This window comes from Pseudomonas sp. NPDC089408 (assembly GCF_044749445.1).
Lineage (GTDB): Bacteria > Pseudomonadota > Gammaproteobacteria > Pseudomonadales > Pseudomonadaceae > Aquipseudomonas.
Map to the genome: position 1 here is coordinate 21,341 of NZ_JBIVHY010000026.1, position 18,791 is coordinate 40,131.

11 protein-coding genes and 2 pseudogenes are annotated in these 18,791 nt (G+C 56.6%); 3 read left to right on the plus strand and 10 right to left on the minus strand.

The features are described from left to right. Window positions 1–148: 148 nt before the first annotated feature. From ACIP02_RS25740 to ACIP02_RS25785, 10 genes and pseudogenes are all read right to left on the minus strand, one after another. Entirely contained in the window at window positions 149–604 is a 456-nt protein-coding gene (locus ACIP02_RS25740) for an REP-associated tyrosine transposase (RefSeq protein ID WP_400622408.1), read from the minus strand. A 692-nt stretch (window positions 605–1,296) separates the two neighbouring features. After that, window positions 1,297–2,340, minus strand: coding sequence for a phytanoyl-CoA dioxygenase family protein (locus ACIP02_RS25745; protein ID WP_400622410.1), 1,044 nt, complete (start codon window positions 2,338–2,340; stop codon window positions 1,297–1,299). Window positions 2,341–2,343: 3 nt separating this feature from the next. Then, a complete protein-coding gene (locus ACIP02_RS25750; protein ID WP_400622412.1) occupies window positions 2,344–4,479 on the minus strand; it encodes a capsular polysaccharide biosynthesis protein in 2,136 nt (711 codons plus the stop codon). A gap of 199 nt (window positions 4,480–4,678) precedes the next feature. Further along, entirely contained in the window at window positions 4,679–5,245 is a 567-nt protein-coding gene (locus ACIP02_RS25755; protein WP_400622414.1) for a GNAT family N-acetyltransferase, read from the minus strand. Between the two features lie 4 nt (window positions 5,246–5,249). Beyond that, a complete protein-coding gene (locus tag ACIP02_RS25760) occupies window positions 5,250–6,803 on the minus strand; it encodes an LTA synthase family protein (protein ID WP_400622416.1) in 1,554 nt (517 codons plus the stop codon). 7 nt (window positions 6,804–6,810) lie between these two features. After that, window positions 6,811–7,587, minus strand: a complete 777-nt coding sequence (locus ACIP02_RS25765) for an SDR family NAD(P)-dependent oxidoreductase (RefSeq protein WP_400622418.1) — start codon at window positions 7,585–7,587, stop codon at window positions 6,811–6,813. Then, window positions 7,584–8,900 carry a capsule biosynthesis protein gene (locus ACIP02_RS25770; RefSeq protein WP_400622420.1) on the minus strand — a complete coding sequence of 439 codons (1,317 nt, stop codon included), beginning with the start codon at window positions 8,898–8,900 and terminating at the stop codon, window positions 7,584–7,586. The genes ACIP02_RS25765 and ACIP02_RS25770 overlap by 4 nt, the downstream gene beginning before the upstream one ends. Further along, window positions 8,840–10,861: a capsular polysaccharide biosynthesis protein gene (locus ACIP02_RS25775; RefSeq protein WP_400622422.1), complete on the minus strand. Its 2,022-nt coding sequence runs from the start codon at window positions 10,859–10,861 to the stop codon at window positions 8,840–8,842. Before ACIP02_RS25775 ends, ACIP02_RS25770 begins: the two co-directional genes overlap by 61 nt. Before the next feature lie 178 nt (window positions 10,862–11,039). Further along, the gene (locus tag ACIP02_RS25780; protein ID WP_400622424.1) at window positions 11,040–12,080 is read right to left on the minus strand and encodes a phosphotransferase family protein; all 1,041 of its coding nucleotides are present in this window, start codon (window positions 12,078–12,080) and stop codon (window positions 11,040–11,042) included. 796 nt (window positions 12,081–12,876) lie between these two features. Next, window positions 12,877–13,449: pseudogene (locus ACIP02_RS25785) on the minus strand (hypothetical protein). Window positions 13,450–13,542: 93 nt separating this feature from the next. On the opposite strand from ACIP02_RS25785, the pseudogene ACIP02_RS25790 reads away from it, so the two are divergent. The 3 genes and pseudogenes from ACIP02_RS25790 to ACIP02_RS25800 all read left to right on the plus strand — a co-directional run. Then, a pseudogene (locus ACIP02_RS25790) lies at window positions 13,543–14,031 on the plus strand (transposase); the annotation flags it as partial. 1,263 nt (window positions 14,032–15,294) lie between these two features. Then, window positions 15,295–16,197, plus strand: coding sequence for an acyltransferase (locus ACIP02_RS25795; RefSeq protein WP_400622425.1), 903 nt, complete (start codon window positions 15,295–15,297; stop codon window positions 16,195–16,197). Between the two features lie 119 nt (window positions 16,198–16,316). Continuing rightward, window positions 16,317–18,392 carry a CDP-glycerol glycerophosphotransferase family protein gene (locus ACIP02_RS25800; RefSeq protein ID WP_400622427.1) on the plus strand — a complete coding sequence of 692 codons (2,076 nt, stop codon included), beginning with the start codon at window positions 16,317–16,319 and terminating at the stop codon, window positions 18,390–18,392. Window positions 18,393–18,791: the final 399 nt, after the last annotated feature.

The following is an 18,791-nucleotide window of genomic DNA, read 5'->3' on the forward strand; positions in this document are numbered from 1 at the left end:
GCTTGCCCCGCGAAGCGCCGCGCGGGCGGCGCTCGATTTCAGCAACCCTGAAGAGCCAAAGCCAGGCACTTGGAAGGCACTAGCCAAACTCTAGCCAGGCACCAACCAATCCCCCTGCCAGCCAGTCACCAGCCAGCCCCCATACCTCTCAAACCCAAATGGCATCCCAATGCGGGTATTCGCCCACCCGGCTAACCAGCCCCGCCCGAATCGGATTGCAGATCACATACCTTGCGACCCGGATGACGTCTTCATCCCGGCGAAGCGCCCGATCCTGATAGCCCGCCTGCCACACCCTTTCGCGCCGGAACCCCCTCTGATACAGGGCATGGCTGCTGCGTGACTTGAACCTGCGCATCAAGCTGCAAAGCGTTGTGTCCTTCAACTCGAGCAACCAGTGAACATGGTCTGGCATGACCACCCAGGTTAATGACCGACATGCACCGTCGCGTTCCGCCTGGCGTAGTTGCTGGATCACCGCACGAGCAAATAACAGATTGGTGAATACCCGCTTTCGCTTGTGAGTGATGGTGGTCAGGAGGTAAACCCTGCCAGGTTCAGAAATGCGGCCACGCCGAAGGAGGTGGGATTGCGCACGTTCCATGTGAATTCCTCGAATCTATGTGTGAGGAAAACATAGGCGGGCTTGCGATTGGGCGGCGGGGATAGGTATTGCAGGATGTTGGGTGGGTATGGCTTGGATTTTGTAGGAGATCACCCAGCCCTTCCGGGCTGCGCTGTCTCGCAGAGAACAATGGCCATTGTGGGAGCGGGCTTGTCCCGCGAAGCAGGCAACGCGGTGTCTGGCACCGGCTTTGCCGGTGTTCGCGGGACAAGCCCGCTCCCACAAGTTTCACCAAATCAATAAGTTAGAGTTTGTTCTATGAGAGGCTGGATAGGTATGGCTCAGGGTGTGTGTGGTTGCTGAGATCGAGCGCCGCCCGCGCGGCGCTTCGCGGCACAAGGCCGCTGCCACATCTGTTTCGGGCCAATTATGCCTGTGAGATCACCTCTGTCCGCCTTGTTGGTTCCATTTGGTATCGGGGGGGCTAGTTGCCCTCAACCTATCTCCTGCCATGCACCAAGGGTGCGCGCGCGAATGTAACAGGAGTGACTGGCCCGAAACAGATGTGGGAGCGGGCTTGCCCCGCGAAGCGCCGCGCGGGCGGCGCTCGATATCAGCAGCTCTGCACACCTCAAGCCATACACCTCAAGCCATACCCTCACAACCCAGGCCATACCCCCCAGGCCCAACAAAACCAGAGCCAGGCCATTTACAGCCTCACACCGAACCGGTCAGATATACGGCGCCTCATACGCATTCAACTCTTCCACAAACCGCCAATGGCTCTTCTTGCCAAACCCCATCAACCGCTTCAGGCGGATATCCCAGCGCATATGGTGGTTGGCAATCCACGGCAGCGCAAACAGGTGGGCGCCGCGCCATGGGATGAACGGGTTGCGCCGCAGGCTGGCATAAATCTCGACGCGGTGGCTGGCCTGGTGGCTTGCGCAGCGGGCATGGAAACCGGAGGTGTCCGCCACCACCAGGGTGTTGGCCGGCACCGCAAAGCGGCGTGGCGGTGGCAAGCCGAGGGCGGCCAGTTCGGGCTCGTCGATGCGGAACGAACCCTCACGGTGCATCCGCTCGCTGGAGCGCGCCGCCCCCAGGCTTTGACGATACTCCCAGGCCAAACGCTCCGGCGTCAGGCGGTGCGAGCCTGGCACGTAACTGAACGGCCCTTGGTCATCCTCCACATCGTCCAGAAACAACCACGCCTTCGCCGTAGGGTGGAAGGTGTCGGCATGCAGGCGGGTCTGCGGGTCCTGGTCGGCATTGGCCGCGTCAATCACGATCGACTGCAGCTGGTAGGTAATGCCACCGGTATTGGACGACGCATAGGCAATCAGGTCGCGCACCCCACGGTCTGCCACAAACGCGGCGCTGGCCGGGTTTTGCGCCAGCACGTCCTGGTCCAGGCTGACCCGGCGGGTAACCGCACGGCCCTGGCGCATTTCCCAGCCAGTGCTGCGCAATGCCCCCAGCTCGGCACGCAGGGCCGCAAACTGCTCGGCAGGCAGGGCGTTTTCACGAATGAAAAAACCGTTCTGCTCAAAATGCTCGCGCTCGCCGGCATCCAGCCGCGACGCCAGCGCATTGCGCCGGTAACCGGCCATGGCCATTGCCAGCTGCCGGCGCTGCACATGCAGGCCCAGGGCATTGAGCCGGGCACTGCCCAGTACCGGGTTGTTCTCGAACGACTTGGCGTGGGTCGCCAGCTGCATGCAATGCCAGGGGAGTGCGGCGTAACGGCCGATGTCCTTGATCGAAACAGGCATGTTCTAGTCCTTTGATGGGGCCAGTGGCCGGCCGCAGCCGAGCATGGTCCGGGTATAGTTGAGCAACGGCGCCATTCGCCGATGGGCCAGCCGCGCCGTGTGGGGCGCGCTGAGGCAGGCGAGGGCGTGCCAGGCATCGCAGGGCAAGTCTTGCTGGACGTCGGCATAGCGCGCATAGCGCAACAAGGCGCCGGCTACCAACTGGTCCAGGGTCAGGCGCCGGGTGCGGCGCGGCAATGGCTGGTGGTCTTCGGTCAGGCCCCAGCCGGCATAGAACGGTGTGCCATAGGTCACCACCGGCACCCCGCGCAACAACGCCTCGAAACCGGCAGTGGAACTGAGCGTATGCAGCGCATCGACCTGGCCATACAGGCCGGCGATGTCCACCCCCGCCAGCACCTGGTCGGCCAGCCCCACCAACTGTGCCGGGGCGATCTGCCCGCGGCGCTTGCCGGCTTCCACGTCGGGGTGCGGCTTGTACAAAATCCAGGCATCCGGCAACCGCGCACGCACCTGTTGCAGCAGGCGCAGGTTACACCCGGCACCGCCACCGCTGCACAGTGCCGAGGCATCATCCTCGACCTGGCCGACTACCAGCACCCGCGCCTGGCCCGGCTGCCCCAGCAAGACGGGCCGCACACGGCTGCGCAAATTGAACTTGCTGGTGCCGCTGGTCACAATCTGCACCCGCAGGCGCGCCGCTTCGGCCAGGCTGGCGGCATCGTATGCGCCATGCTGCAACAGCTGCTCCAGGTCACTGGCAGACTGCGCGTCGTAATGAATGCCGCCCCGGTCCAGTACCAGCGACAGCGCCGGGCTGTTGGTGGCGCCCAGCCCCGTGGAGCGCAAAAAGCCGTCCTCGACCCGCCACAGCGGCACCCCCGCCAGGCGCGCACGTTCAGCCAGGCCCGCCGGCTCGCGCGCCGCCCACACCAGCAGGCGGCCCTGTTCGGCGGCTACCTGGCTGACCAGGTGCGGGCTGTCGACACTGAAGCGCAACTGCCCCCAGCGGCTGGCAAAAAAGCGCCGAATGTTGTGCTGCTTGTGCCGCTTCACGCCCAGCACCGTGGTAGGCCCGGCAAACGCCGCGTCGCGGGCTTTTTTGCTGGCCAATTGGCGGGCAACGGTCAAGGCATCGGTCAGTTGCCCGGTCAATGGGTCGACATAGCGGCAGTAACGCACATAAGCCGCCGCCACCAGCTGTACCAGGTCTGGGCGGGCCTGCCGGCGCGGGATGGCCATGCGGTCATCGGTCAGCCCCCAGCCCGCGTAGAACGGCAGCCCGAAGCAGGTGACCGGCACGCCCTGGATCAACGCCTCCAGCCCGGCCTGGCTGGTGCCCACGTACACCCGCCGGGCACGCCGGGCCAGTGACGCCCAAGCCACCGGCCGTGCCTCCAGCGTTACCCCGCGGGCCCGTGCCGCATCCAGCAGGCAACTGGGCTTTTGCCCGCCCAGGCAGTCCGGGTGAATGCGCACGCGCACGTCGGCGCCCGGGTTTTCTGCCAAGGCCTCATCCAGCATGCGCACATAGTCGGCTTCGCACAGCCCGCCGCCCGGGATCGAATAATCCCCGGCAGTCTGGTCCACCACCAGCACCAGCGGCGGCTCGCGGCCCAGCGGGTCGTCGGCGGGCAGGTCCTGGGCATTGTTGTACTTGCCAATGCCGCTGCTGCGCATCAAGGCAATCAGTTCGCGGGCGCAGTCCAGTTCGTAGGGGCTGAGCGCCTCGGGATGCTGCAGAATGTTTTCCAGCAGCGAAGGCCGGTCGGCCAGGTAGTGGATGCCCACCGGGTCGATCACCATCGACATCGGCGTATCGCCCTCGATGCCCAGCGAGGAAGAACGCAAGAAACCGTCCTCCAGCGCAATGTACGGCAGCCCCCAGCGTTGGCAGAGCACCCGCGCATGGGCCGACGACTGCTTGTAGCCGATACCGGCAATAGCCTTGAGCCCCTTGGGCGCCTTGCGGCCACGGCGCCACAGCCAGAAGGGCGGGCCTTCGGGGCCGAGGAACTGCGGCAGGTGCAGGACCTTGAAGGCCACCCATTGCGACATGATGCCGACCCAGCCGGTGCCGTCTACCAAAGCCTCTGGGGGTGTGAATTGGCCGGTGTTGGCAGGCAAGTCAGCGCTCATGGCAACCACCGCCTATCAAGCACAGCACAGGCCCTGTGGGAGCGGGCGTGCCCGCGAAGCAAGCGCCGCGGTGCATGGCACCGGTGTAGCCGGTGTTCGCGGGCTCGCCCGCTCCCACAGAGATTGCGCAAACTTTCAGGTCTTGAACAAGACAGTTGCTCCCACAGCCCCTGGGCACATGGTTGTTCCAGAATATGCATTACACTGCCCGCCACATGTTACGCACCGGCGGGAACGGCACCCAGCGCTTGCGGCGCAGGGCAAAGCCGGTGTGCAGGTACAGGCGTTGCGCGCGCGGGTTGTTCAGCGGCACTTCCAGCTCGACCTGGCTAAAGCCCTGCGCGGCAGCATGCGCGCAGCACGCCCGCACCAGCGCCGAACCCACGCCTTGCTGGCGGGCCGCCTTGCTGACCCGCAGCCCGTACAACAAGAACGGGTAGCGCCATTCGCGCAGTTCGCTCAGGCAGAACCCGGTGAACCGCACCCAGCCAGCCAGCACGCCAAATTCACGAACAAACGGCCGCCAGTGCAAGGCAAACGGCCCACGCCGGCCATGCTTGAACGCCGCAAAGCCCAATGCCTGCTCGCCATCGAAGGCCAGCAGCACACGGTCCCAGTTAATAGCCGTGCCCAGCAGGCGATAGCGGCAGGCCGTATTGCCAATCAGAAACGCCAACGACCCACGCCCTTCGGCCAGCAAGCGGGCCAGGGCGGGGTCTGCGGCGCGCTCCGGCGCCAGGTCCGATCCCAGCACGATACGCAGCACGTTGTCAGGCTACCCCGGCGGTGGCAGCGGGCGCATGCCGGCCTGCCACAGGCGCCTGGGCATGGGCCAGCAAGGTGCTGGACAACTGCTGCACCGCCAGTGCACTGGCACGGCAGCCCGGCTGGTGGCGGTTGGACCAGATCAGGTAGTTGGTGTCACCGGCTGGCGCGCCGACCGCCTGGTACACCTCGGGCAGGATCGGTACATGGTCGCCAAAGAAGCACAGCAGCGCGTCGTTGGGGTGAGCCATGAGCGTTTCACGCAGCATGCCCAGCATGCGGTCGGCATTGCAGATATGGCGCACGTAAGGCCCCAGGTCCTGCATACCCGGCTGCAGCGGGCGGTCGAACCAGGTGGGCAGCTCGTGCGCGGCCACGCTTTCCAGGTGCAGCGGGCCGTGGTTTTCCATGGTGACCGCATGGATGAACAACGGCTGGGTGCGCCCCGGCGCCTGCAGCAGCTCGCGGATTTTTTCTGCCACGGCGCAATCGCCAATGAACGGCCCGGCCTTTTGCGAAGCGTTGAACGCCCGCACATCGATGAACTCATCGAAGCCCAGGGCCGGCAGCACCTTGTTACGGCCATAGAACCCCCCGTCGTACGGGTGGATGCAAATGGTCCGGTAGCCCTGCGCCTTCAGCTTCGAGGCGATGCTGGGCAAGCCCTGGCGAGCCAGCACCCGGTACGGGTTGAAGCGGTGCACGCCCAGCCGGCCGGTAGGGATGCCGGTAAAGTAGGCAAACTCGGTGCGCACCGTATTGGCGCCCCAGGCCGCGACTTGCAGCTTGCCACGGGCCAGCGCCTGGCTGGCCAGCAGGTCGTACTGGTCGAGAACTTGCGGGCGTACACCCGCCCACAGCTCGCGCACATCGAAGAACGACTCGCTCTGTACCGAGACCAAGTCCGGCAGCGAGCCTGCCTCCCCAAAGCCCGATGTAGGAGCGGGCTTGCCCCGCGAAGAGGCCGCCCCAGTCATATCACCAAACGGCGACCCCAACCCCGCCCGATCCACCGGCGCCCGCGCCGCCCAGAAGTACCGCCACAAACTGGCCGCCAACCCCCAGCCCCGCACATCACGCTCGGCATCAAAGCTCGGCTGCACCGGTCGATGCCCCAAGCGCAACAACCCCAGCCCTACCACCAGCGGCAGCAGCGCCGCAAGCCGCGCACCCGGCACCTCGAAGCTCAGCCCCGCCCACAGGTAAACCAGAAAGCCCACCGCCAGCAACGCCGCCTTGCCAAAACCGAAAAACGGCAGGTACAAGCGCGGAAACTTCACTGCATCGCTGAAATATTCAAAGTCTGCACACACAAACGGTTCGCGCAGCGAGTGATACTTCGAATTGCTCACCAGCACGATCAGCAGCCACAGCAACAGCAGGTTGACCCCACTGAACAACGGCCGCGCCGTCAGCGCATACAGCAGCCCAAAGCCGACGCACCACAGCCCTGCATGCAGCATCCAGCAATCGGCCGGGCGGCGCAGGGCAGGGCGGGGGTGCAGCAGGCGCTCGACCGCCACGGTCAGGCCAAGGCCGATCACAGCAACCGGCAACAAGGAAATTTCAATCACTGTACTTCAGCCCACGCAGGATCATCGAAGAAAGCCACTGCGGGATAAGCCCCAGCAGCCAGGTGCCCAGGTTGAGCGGGAACGGGAAACTGATACGCGCCTGGTTCGCCGCCAGCCCGCGCTTGATGCGCCGGGCCGCTTTTTCGGCGGTCCACAGAAACGGTTTTGGCCCGGGCATTTCGAAGCACATCTTCGACTCCACATACCCCGGCACAATCACATTCACTTTCACCCCTTCCGGCGCCAGCCAGTCGCGGATGGCCTCGCCATACACACGGATGGCAGCCTTGCTGGCGCTGTAGGTGGGGGTAACCGGCAAGCCACGCCAGCCCGCCAGCGAGCTGAACAGGGCGATTTGCCCGTTGCCACGGCTGCGCATGGCCGGCAGGGCCGCCTCGACGGTGGCCAGCGCGGCCATCACGTTCACTTCCATCAGCGCGCGGCTGTCGTTCCAGGCCTCCGGTTCGCCATTGGCGCCCACGGCGGTGTTAAGCCCGGCGCCGACCAGTACCAGGTCGGGCTGATGCTGCTCGCTTACCCGCCGCACCATCGCCCGCAGCGCGTCCAGGTCGCGCACGTCGAGGGCTTCGAGCAGCACCTGGGCGCCCAGGGCGCGGCATTGCTCGGCCATTTCCGCCAGGCGCTCATGGCGCCGGCCTTGCAGGATCAACGTCACGCCCGGGGCGGCATAGGCCGGCGCCAGCGCGCCGCCGATACCGCCCGTGGCGCCGGTGATGAGGATGCAGCGGGGAGAGGCGTGCGAACTCATAGGTATTTTTCGATTCTTGAAGTTTTTGCCATCAGCACTTCCAGGCAGTTGGCCACGGCCATGTCCATGCCGCAGGCGGTGTAGAAGCCGCCGTTGACCTGGGTGGTGTGGATGACTGTGTTGCGGAAGCGATGGAAGAGCTTGATGTCTGGCATGTCCGGGGTGTGCCAGAAGTCAGCCAGGCTGCCTTGGTGGGTAAGGCCGGGCATGGCGTAGATTGGGTCGGCCAGGGTGATGGTCGGGCGGCCGTGCAGCAGCGCCGAAGCCCCGGCGGTGCTGTTGACGGTAATCATGCCGTTGATGTGCGAGAGCAGGGTAGGCATATGCCCGCTTTCCATGAACTCGACACGGTCGGCTACGTCGTACTCACGGGCCAGCGCTTCGGTGACGCGCCGGTAGTTGACCAGGCCGGGCGTGAGCGGGTGGTTCTTGACCAGCAGGCGCGCATTGAACGGGGCGTTCAGCGAGAACGAGTCGATCACATGCTCGATGACCTGGGTCATGTTGTCGAACGGCGAGTGATCGCGGATCTGCGCGTCGCTGTCCAGCTGCAGTGGCAGCAGGTAGGTGGGCTGGCGTTCGCGGGCGACATCGGCGACCAGGGCGTCGTCGCGGCTACGGGCGCGGAGCAGGCGAAGGCCTTGGCGGATGAAACCGGCGTATTCCACTGCGGCGTTGAAGGGCGCGTGGGTGCGGTATTTCGGGTAGAACAGCGCATTGAGGGTGCCGCCTGCGTGGTACATCACGTCATGTGCTGCGCGCGCGGTGAAGGACAACTTGAACGAGTTACCGTTTTGGTAGCGCGGAATGTACTTGCCCACTTCGCGGTACCATTCTGGGTCCTTTGGCAGGCGCGAGTTGTTGTTGACGCCGTCGCGCTCCAGGGTGACCCAGTACGGGCGGAAGTAGCCTTCTTCGAACACATGCACGCGAATGCCTTGCAGGCGGGCGAGTGTTATCGCGGTGCGGTGCACCGGGCGGCAGTCGCCGAACAGGACAAGGTCGGTGATGTCCAGGTCGCGGAAAATCTGGGCGTAGTAGCCTTCCAGGTCAGACGTTTGCTGGCCGCAGCGTCGCCGTGAACCTGAACCGTAGAGCACGTCACCAACGTTGAAGCTTATGCTATGCACCCGCTGGTCAATTGCACGAAGGCCTTTGGCCAGCCGATTGAAAAAGGGCGAACTGACGCCCTGAAGAAACAGAAAACTGTTACGCGGAATCCCCAGCAGCGGACGACGCGTCGGCTCGAGAATCAGGCTGCCGGGCGCTTCCTGCCCAGCAAACTGCTCAACCGTCGTTTCAAATCCTGCCATCTGGATGTTGCTCCGAGCTGCGGTAACGCATGCCAATTTTGTAATTCGTAAAGTGTTTGTTCTGCGGTGGTGAAGCGATTGGTGATTCGGCTGACGTAGGTGGGATAAAGCAGTAGTGTTCCTGCCACCAGTTCATCCAGTGTCAACGTTCGGTTTCGTCTTAGCCTCACAGCGTCTTCAAGTTCCAGATCTGTGGTTAGACCCCAGCCGGCGTAGAATGGTTGGCCATAGGTAGTGACTGGAACGCCGCGAAGCAAAGCCTCGAAGCCTGACTGCGAGGTCAGTACGTGTACTTCGTCGACAACCTTCAGCAGGTCATTCAAGGGGGTATTGCCTATCACCTCGTCGCACCAAGCCCCCGTTTGCGCCTCGTCGTCACCGCAGGCGCGCGTGCCCGCCAATACTTCCGGATGTGGTTTGTAAAGTACCCAGGCCTGAGGGTTGCTTTCACGTACTGCGCGGAGTAGCTGCAAATTGGTGGATACTCGGGTGCGACCGAAACGAATCGACGCGTCTCCTTCAACCTGTCCAGTCACCAAGATGACCTTTTGCGTAGCTGCTGGTCGCAGCCATGGTTTTCCGGTCAAGTTGTATTTGGTCAATCCTGCGCTGCAGATTTCAAGGCGTAACGCATTCGCACGTGCGAGTAGTGACTCCTCGAAGACACGGTTGGCAAGAATCTGCTCTAGGCGTGATGGTCTGGTGGCGTCGTAGTAAATCCCAAGATCATCAATCACCCACGAAAGGGGACGAGCTTTACCGGCACCCAGGCCAACGGAGCGCAAAAATCCATCTTCCACTCGGTGCACAGGAAGAGGGTGATTCAGTAACTGGGCATCGTCTTTACATCCCCAAGCCACTACGGGAAGCGTCTGTGAGGCTTTTTTCCTGGCTTTGACAAGCCGGATCGCGCTGCCATTGAAGAACAGGTCGGCGAGTGGTTGCTTCCAGCGACTGAAGCCACACAGCTGCACTGCCGATGGCAACAAGCTCCGGTGATAGCGTTGTAGGCCAAGCCAACGGATCAACGACTCAGGCGTGCTTGGCTGCCCTGTCTCCGGGCAGGTGTAACGGGAGTAGCGCACTAGACACGCGTGAATCAGCTGGGCAAGGCAGGCAGGCTTACGTCGTTCAGGCGCAGATAGGCGATCATTGGTGAGACCCCAGCCGGCATAGAACGGCATTCCCCAAGTGTGGACTTTGACATCCCACATTAATGCGTCAAAACCTAACTGCGAAGTCATTACGTACACAGCACGAACGTGCGACAGCAGTTCGGCGGGGTGGATATTTTGTGCCAGTACACGGACCCTTGGTATTTTTTTGACCGCGCTCAGATCAAAGTGCCCTGTCTTACGTCGAGCGACCACGTCAGGATGTACTTTGAGCAAAATAGTGCTGTCAGGGAATGTGGCAAGGGCCGCCGCAAGCATCGCGGCGAAATCATCAGCTGTCGCCCCTTGGAGGGACGCGTCGCCGGAGGTTTGATCGGCGACGAGCACGCAGTCCAAGGGGAGGTCGTGTGCTTCGATACGCGCATTGTTGTACTTGGAGACCCGATTTTCCTGCCAGAGCGCCTTGAGCGCCAAAGCCCTGCTGTATTCGTCCTCAGTAAGAGGTTCGCTGATTAACTGCTCCAGTCGTGATGGCTGACTGGCATCGTAGTAGACGCCAACGTCGTCTACCGTAAGTGACAGTGGGGGATCTTCGGCGCCTAGGCCCATCGAGCGGACGAAACCGTCCTCTACCGTGAGTACGTTTTTCCCCGCTTTCAGAGCTTCGACCATCGCCAGCAAGGCGCTAGGCTTTCTACCCCATGCCAACACCAAGTCCACTTCAGAAATGTCGCTCGCAGCACCGCTCTGCAGCCTGAATTCGGGCAGCAGCGAGGGCAGGGTGGCAATCTGCTGAGCGCCTTTTGACAGGATCAGCAAGCGTTGGCGAGGCGAAGCGTCATCCATAAACGTGAAGCGGGTCCGTTAGGGCGAGCGGCAAGGCCAGGGTGGCCTTGAGGAGCTAGTGGGCTGCAAAAGAACGGATTTTAATACAAATTCGCCTTCTTTGGAGGGTCTAGGTGGAAAATTTCCCGGAGAATGATCAGTGGTAGATTGAAGGGGGTGGAATCAAATTGATATCAATTCAAAGCAGGCTTAGCAGGTATCTGTACTTACCCAGCAGGTCAGTCATGTCTATGCGGGTACGATATTCAGCGATGATCTCAGGGCGCAGGCAATGGTAAAGGGCGGTCAGCAGGAACACATAATGCATGTTTCGTAAGGCTTCCTGAGCCGAAAACTGCTCCGGGAGGCCTGCGAGATAGCCTTGGGTGAACTCGGCTTGGGCAGAAAGAAATTCTGTAATGTCTTTACGCCTGAACAGACTGCCCAAATAAGATCCGGCATCGAACCCGACTCGGCCGACCTTCACTTCGCTCCAGTCAATCAGGTGCAGATGGCCGTTTTCCACGAAAAGGTTTTTACGTAGGTAGTCCATGTGGCTGATGCAGCGAGGGCTTGGCTGCACATCGTGGGCGAGGCGGCGCAGATACGGCACGAATGCTTCAAATTCGTCCGCAAGCCCGGAGAAGCGCTTGTCATTTATCTCCAAGGTCTTCAGAACGGGCAGATATCGGGTGAAATTGAAGCGTGGGCGCACCAAAAACCAAGGGCGAAAAAAATCCATGGTCCAGAGCAAGGGCTTTTGGTAAATGGACTGGGCTGCAAGGTACGAATTACTCAAGCGTTCCTGCTCTGCAACGCAAAGACCTAGATACCTTGCGATAGTCTGCATGCGAGGTGGCTTACCTGGTACAAAGGTTGTAAAAATCAGGCTTTCCCACGGTGTGTCAATCACTCCAAGACACTGTGGGTGCCGGAAGCCCTGAGATGCGCTGAGCATCCCCGTAAGACGGTGAAAGCGAGCCTCTTGACTGCTGAGAAACAGCAGCTTGCGAATCGACTTCTCCACCAAGTCGATTGTTAGTCCTGTGTCGGGGTCCACGATCCGATGATGGCGTACGTAATTTACAAATGAAGCATTGGAAGGCAGCTCTTTGCTGGCAATGTCCAACGGCCGCCCTGCCCAGCGCGGTACCAGGATACGAAGGTGATTCTCAAGCGGAGCTCGTCGCAAGCGAAATAAAATTTTGCTTTCTTTGGGAAAAAAAGGGGAAGCAGTCATGAAGTCCAGTGAGGCAGCGCCGTACGTTCATTGTCAGGAGGAGAGGCAGTATGCTTCCACAGCGAAAGAGACACAACGGGATGCGAGGCAATCAGTCCTATGAGGGAGTAAAAAAAGGCAATATCATATCAGGTGAGCGCAAGCAGGTAAAACCTAAGAGTTTGCGTAGCAGAACGCGAGTGATCCAACGCGAGAATCTTCTTGATCATAGCTCTCCAGAGAGAATAGTGCGGTATTTGACACCTCCGGCCTAACTCACTCCTCCAGCACCAAGTAAGCAGATGAACGGTTTGGTTTTGTCTTAATGCTGTAACCAAACGTGAGGATAGTCGTGCTATCTGTTCATTGGAGGCCAATGCATGTGGATTCTGACAGCAGTGTTTGGAATGGGAGTTTTGACTTCATTTGTCGTCGTGTTAATTGTTGCACTTGTATCTAATAGGCTTGGTCAATGTGAAGATTATAATTCATAGAGTCTACGCATCAGTGCTCCGCGGATTTTTCCGGGCTGAAATGGCAAAGGAGCGCGTAAGTTAATTTGGTGTTTGAGAAATAACGCGAAAGCTCTTTATAATTTCACACAGGGTGCGTATCGGCATTAGCCGACCCGCAGCCGTCATTACCCTTACCGAAGCTGAAAGCCGGCATTGCTACGCTGGATCAAGCTTCGCAAGGCGCTCAGGTTTCTTGACTGCGCGCGGAGTTAATCCAAGCTTGTGTAACAGGCGAATCAGGCAATCACATCGCGCAGCGCTTGGCTACGAGTAAGGATCTAGTGTCACGGTGGCTCTAGCGCCTAGGCGCTGTCTGAAAAAAACCGTCGCATACACCGCATGACACAAGCCCGCGAGACAATTGCGGCATAACTTTTTGCGAGCTTGTCGAAGCGCATATCACTGGCTTGCCCGCCAGAGAGAAGGAGGCGCAACGGCGCACCGTTGGCGTCGCAGAGCATGTGAATTTGGTAGTTAGGACACCACGCCTGAGGCCTAAAGCGTGATCGGCAGGCTCATCAGCCCCCCCTTTTCCGCACCGCCAGATGAGGCGCGGGTAGCTCACAAAGCTGTCGAGTCAATCATCCAAGTTTGCAAGTCGATCAAACCTTGATCATTGAATTTGAGGTGCAGCCGCCTGAGAATTTGATAGTTTGAAAGGATGTTTTCTGGTTTCGCCATCCTAGAAACCGACAGTCGGCCAAGGCCCAGGTCGCTCGGGCATATCACGACACGCAGCGCCCGAACAAAGCACCCACAGTACACCATCCTGCATCAGTCGATCGCTGAAGCGCGGCCTATCTCTGACGAGGGATTCGATGAAGAGATCAGCGACCACATCTCATGTCGTCCGAGAGTTCATAACGCTTTGCCATCATAGAATTCCTTTCCGTCGGTGGCTGGGAAATCTCCAAAATCTCTGCGTTTCAGTGGCGGCGACAGGGTTTATCGGGATTTCGTACAGAGCCTACCAGCGGAAGGGAACGACCTCGCTGTTTGCTGCTTGGGATGTGGTCGCCGGTGAGGTGACCGTCCGACTCAAACGCCAACGCCAACGTCAAAGTCCTGAGTTCCTCGCTTTTCTGAGAGAGACCGGTGTGTCAGTGCCTGCCGACATGTCGATTGTTCTGCTCAAGAACAAGTACGTAACTCACAAGACAGACAGGGTCAGGGCGCGGTTTGCGGCGCGACCGCGTTACAGCATTCACTCCACACCTATCGCGGCGTCCTGGCTGAATCTGGTTGAGCGTTTTTTCTTAACGCTGAACGAGAATTGGATCAGGCATCAGGCATCAGGCATCAGGCATCAGGCACATGCCAGCGATAAGCATCTGGAGCCGTCAATCGAGCACTACCTGGAAATCTACGACCAAAACCCAAAGTCATTTCTGTAGTGCAAGAAGGCCGAGGACATCCTTGCCTCAGTCGCTCGCGCAGCACGAGAGCTGGGCAGATGATTTTCAGTGGTATTTCTGAAAGACCACACTGGTAGGGGACGAAAAACTCAACCTTATTCCCCCTTGCGCTGCACTAGAGTACCTGTTTTCAACTATGTCGCTGGCTGGTGATGTAAAATTGACATGTTCGCGATGGTTTTTTGACGACCGTTGAGCGGTTTTGGGTGGCGAAAGGGGCAGATTTATAGCACACAACATCTCCTGTGAGCCTGAGCCCTCGGAGCTCCCGAGAACTCGCGCTGACGCCGAGAATGGGGTACTGCCTTGACTGAAGCTGTATTGAGAGATTAACCTTCGCCGCCACAAAGAATGGAAGCTGTATGCAGGCCTTTTCGTGTCAAGGCTATGGCATTTCAATGAAAATGAATTCGCTGTCCGACCTGATCCCTCGGATACCCCATGAAGTGCACTATTTTGAACCTGAATACCTCCAAGATTCGATCATCTGTGGCGTCCAAAACGGCTAAAACCGGAGTGGTAATGCTCGCACAGTCGATTCCTCACAGGAGTGTCCTTTTTTGCCCCTGCCGCATGGCAACCTACTGCGCATTTGGTCGGAAGCCCGGCCGTCTTTGTGAAGGGGGGCAGTGTCATTCTCAAAAACCAAGCGCCTTATCACCTTTTGCTATTAATCTAAGGGGTATTTATAGCGGTGGCAATTGGTTCGGAGCATTTTTTTCTTTTGTTTTGAGCATGAAAGCATTCGAAGTCGCGTATAAACGAATGGCAGCGTGTTTTACTCATCATCAATTGGACGAGTATATACGGGATTTGATATTCCGACTGATGGGGCTCTTTTCGGGTGCTTATGGTTCCAGGTCGAAAGAATCTCTGGCTTGCTTCGGCTTCTTTGTTGGTTGGATAAGTTCTGCTCTAAGATATATTCACATTTATGCCGGTACTCGAATTCTGATCAGGTTGGTTAAGCATAGCGTTACGTTGACGGTTCGAGTCCTAAAGGCAGAGAATACTAACCTAATGCAGAATCTGCTTTTCAATAAGAAACCTCCGATTGAGAGTTCAGGTTGCATTATCTACCGCATTCGTGCGGGTGCTCTAAAATGAGTATTAAAAATATTGCTTTCCTCAGGCTGATGAGTGCGGTCTGGTGCGCTAGTGTGCTCCTTCTGTATTGCCTACATAATATTTTCTCGTACCACCGTCCCCCATTCGAAATAAGCTTGGAAGAGCTAGGCTGTGATTGCGAAGACGTGTTCGGATATATTTTCTTTAAATGCTCCATTTACAATTGATGAGTTAAGTATGTCTACTGAAAGCAATTTTTTTGATGAGTTCATTGCTGTGGGTAACCAATTTGAGGGTGCGGTGCCTGTATTTCACGGTAAAAACTCGCTTAATTTTAAGGGCGTGGACTCTGTCATCAAAGTTGGTAGAAATGTTATCTTTGAAAATGTCCGCATCGAGATGCTGACCGGTAGTGGTACGTTGATCATTGGAGATAATGTAAGGGTAAATGGTCTTCTGCAGATCGCGCCTCTCAGCAAAATCGAGATTGGTGAGAACACGATTTTCAATCGCCAATCGCACCTCAGTGCATGGGAGGGTGCTTCGATTAAAGTAGGCAGGGGGTGCCTTTGCTCTAATGTAGAGATCAGAACTTCGGACATGCACTCCATCGTGGATCTTATCAGTGGCGAGCGTATCAATCCGGCCAAAAGTACCATCATCGAAGATCATGTTTGGTTGGGCGAAGGAGTGACTGTATATAAAGGTGTTAGTATTGGTAGTGGCTCCGTTGTTGGTGGTCACTCAGTTGTTACATCTACCGTGCCAAGTTACACTATGGTTTCAGGTGTTCCTGCAAAAGTCATCAAAAAGCGTGTGAGTTGGCAGCGTGAGTTGATGCCTGCAGCGACGCTTGGCCCTACTCAGATTTCTGCGTACTTGCCAACGAAAGAGGAAATGGCTCAGATCATCAAAGATGGTAATACAAAAGAGCTGATTTTCGACATTGATATGTACATGAAGAGTACCGGCACTAACTTCGAGGACCTTGAAGGTTACGCGCAGTTCTACTATGCAAGGTCGCAGTATCTGTCTCGTAACTTCAAGGCCGCTAGGCAGTGCCTTCAAGTAGTTATCTATAAAAACCCTCAGCACAAAGTGGCGATTCAACTGCTCGAAAAAATTCCGGCTGAGGTTTAATCTTTAAGGGCGCTTGGTGGGTAATGCACCAAGCATCTTTATCTCAATAGGGATGAAGCGGCGTGCTCGGCCAAATCTAATCATCGCAAAAATTTAAAGAACTACGGAGTTCTTCAACTATGGGCGAAGCACTCGAAAAAGCCCCTTCTTGCTCCCTAAGCGCTGTCACATTTTCCTTTACGTCGACTGGCGTCATCGTAACCATTCCATTTGGTCAAACAGTACGTGTGCCTACTTTGACTCTGGAACATACAAAGTCCGAGAAATGTTGGGATTTTGAAAGGGTCTTAAGCAGTTCGCCTGATGAAGTTTGGTTTGTGTCGTTCAAAAATCTAGAATTGAGCGGTTCTTATCAGTTTCGCTATGTTGATAAAGAAGGTGGAGTGAGTCGAATTCTTGGTAGGGAAATTGCTTCGAACGTCAAGTCGAACGAGGGTCGCTTTCTTGAAAGAACATTCTTTCAGCGGGCGGGAGAGCTTTTCGATGCTGAGCTTTATATTCCGTACACAAGGAAAAGTGCGCGCCTTCGCGTGCGAAAAGCTTTTGAGCATAAAGACAATGATAAGCGCCTGGAACACTTGACTGTAAAAGAAGTGAAAGAGCGGAACAGCGAGTTTACTATTTCCGGAACAGCCTTTGTTCCGGGGATTCCTTCGCTAGAATTGCAGCCTATTTTGATTTTACGAAATGAGGAGGGAGAAGAAGTACTGCGTATTGCAGGTGAGCGCAAACGAAGTATGGGAAATCAGAATCGCTTTGGCTTCGATGATTGTGATTATACGAATTCCGGTTATTTGTTTCGGCTCGCTAAAGAGAAATTTATTGAAGATGTACGCCTTAAGGCGCCGTGTCGATTGAAAGTTTGCGTTGTCTTAGTCGATAGCAATGGCACGAGTTACGAAAAAACCCCAAAGGCAACGCCAGCATCTCTTGGTGTGAAATTGCGCACCATTGCTTCTATTCGTAGTTATCGGAATAGAAATGTTGTTTCTGTTATTTCGGCGGCCAACACAGATGAGTTGTTCATTACTCATCGAGTGGAGGAGGAGGTACTCTCTCGGGCTAACAAATTCAAACGCGCTTTGGCATATAAAACATTTGATTTGTTAGGGCGTCCCAAGTCGGATGCTTGGGTGCTTTATGAATTTGAGGCCTCTGCCGCCCAGGACAATGGCTTGGCTTTATTCGAAGAGTTGAAGCGGAGCAGGAAGGATCTGAGGGTCAAATACATTATTGATCGTCGCAGTCCTGACGCTGTCAGGCTCAGAAAATATGGTAGAAGCATCGTCAATAAGTATAGTTTAAGGCATTATTGGACGCTTCTTACAGCCCGCATATTTGTCTCTTCGCAATCAAGATACCATGGTTACCGCTTAGCACCGCCGAAGGCCGACCCTATTGGCAGGGAGATGGCTAAAACTCCTTTCGTATTTTTGCAGCACGGCGTCATTGCTCTGAAAAGAATCTCATTTCATAGAAGCAATCCGCGTGTAGCGTCTGATCTCTTTTTCTCCTCAACAAAACTAGAACAAAAAATCATCTGCAATGAATTCGGATATGAGGCGCATGAAGTTCCGGTGGTGGGGTTGCCGCGATTTGATAAGCTGATTGATAAATCCGATTTAACCAATGAAATTCTGGTCATGCCAACTTGGCGTAAATGGTTGCAGCGGGCGAATGAACATAGCTTCGTCTCGAGCGACTTTTATAGAAACTACATATCTTTTTTGAAAAATTCTAACCTCTCGGAGCTATGTAAAGAATACGGGATAACCTTGAAGTTCTATCTGCACCCTATGCTGGCTAGGCATATCGATAGTTTCAAAGACTTGCCTTCGCATGTTCAAATAGTTTCAAACGGGCAAGAGCCAGTTAATGAGCTCATGATGAAAGCTAAAATGTTGGTGACAGACTATTCTTCCGTTGCCTGGGACTTCATGTACATGAAGAAACCTGTTGCTTTCTATCACTTTGACTTGCCGCTTTACGATAAAGAGCATGGCTCATACTTTGATTTGAAGCTTGGTTTGGGTCAATCATCAGTCAGTAAGCCGGCAGAACTGGTTAAGTTGATTCAATGTTGGGCGCAAGGTGAAAGTTGGCCTGTACCTAATGTCAATGAATTCCTTCACTCGGATAAAAATAACTGCGCCCGTGCGATTGATGTAATTGAAGAACTTTTGTCTAGAAAGTAAAATCTGATTTTTAAGACTTATCTGTAAGGATTAAGTCAACTTAACGTGTAAATATTAAGGCGGCCTTTTCATGGCCGCCTTTGCGCGCTATTTGAGTACATACGTGTTACGTGCTCGGCCAGTTTCTGCTCTGCCTGTACCTACTTCAATAAAGTGCACGGCTACATCGTCTTCGGCAAATTGATATAACAGGCTCCTTCCATCTCATGTGACGAGCGCGGATATACAGAGTATTTCCCAGGGTTTATTTTGACTGTGACCCTTAAAGAGTTGTCAGTAATTGGGTAGTATAAGACTGTTTGTGCGGAGAGCCCTAGGCCGGTGCGAATGGGAAGAACGACTCGTCAAATAAGGCAAAGTTCGTAACTACTGGATTTCCATTTTAAATATATTGAAATC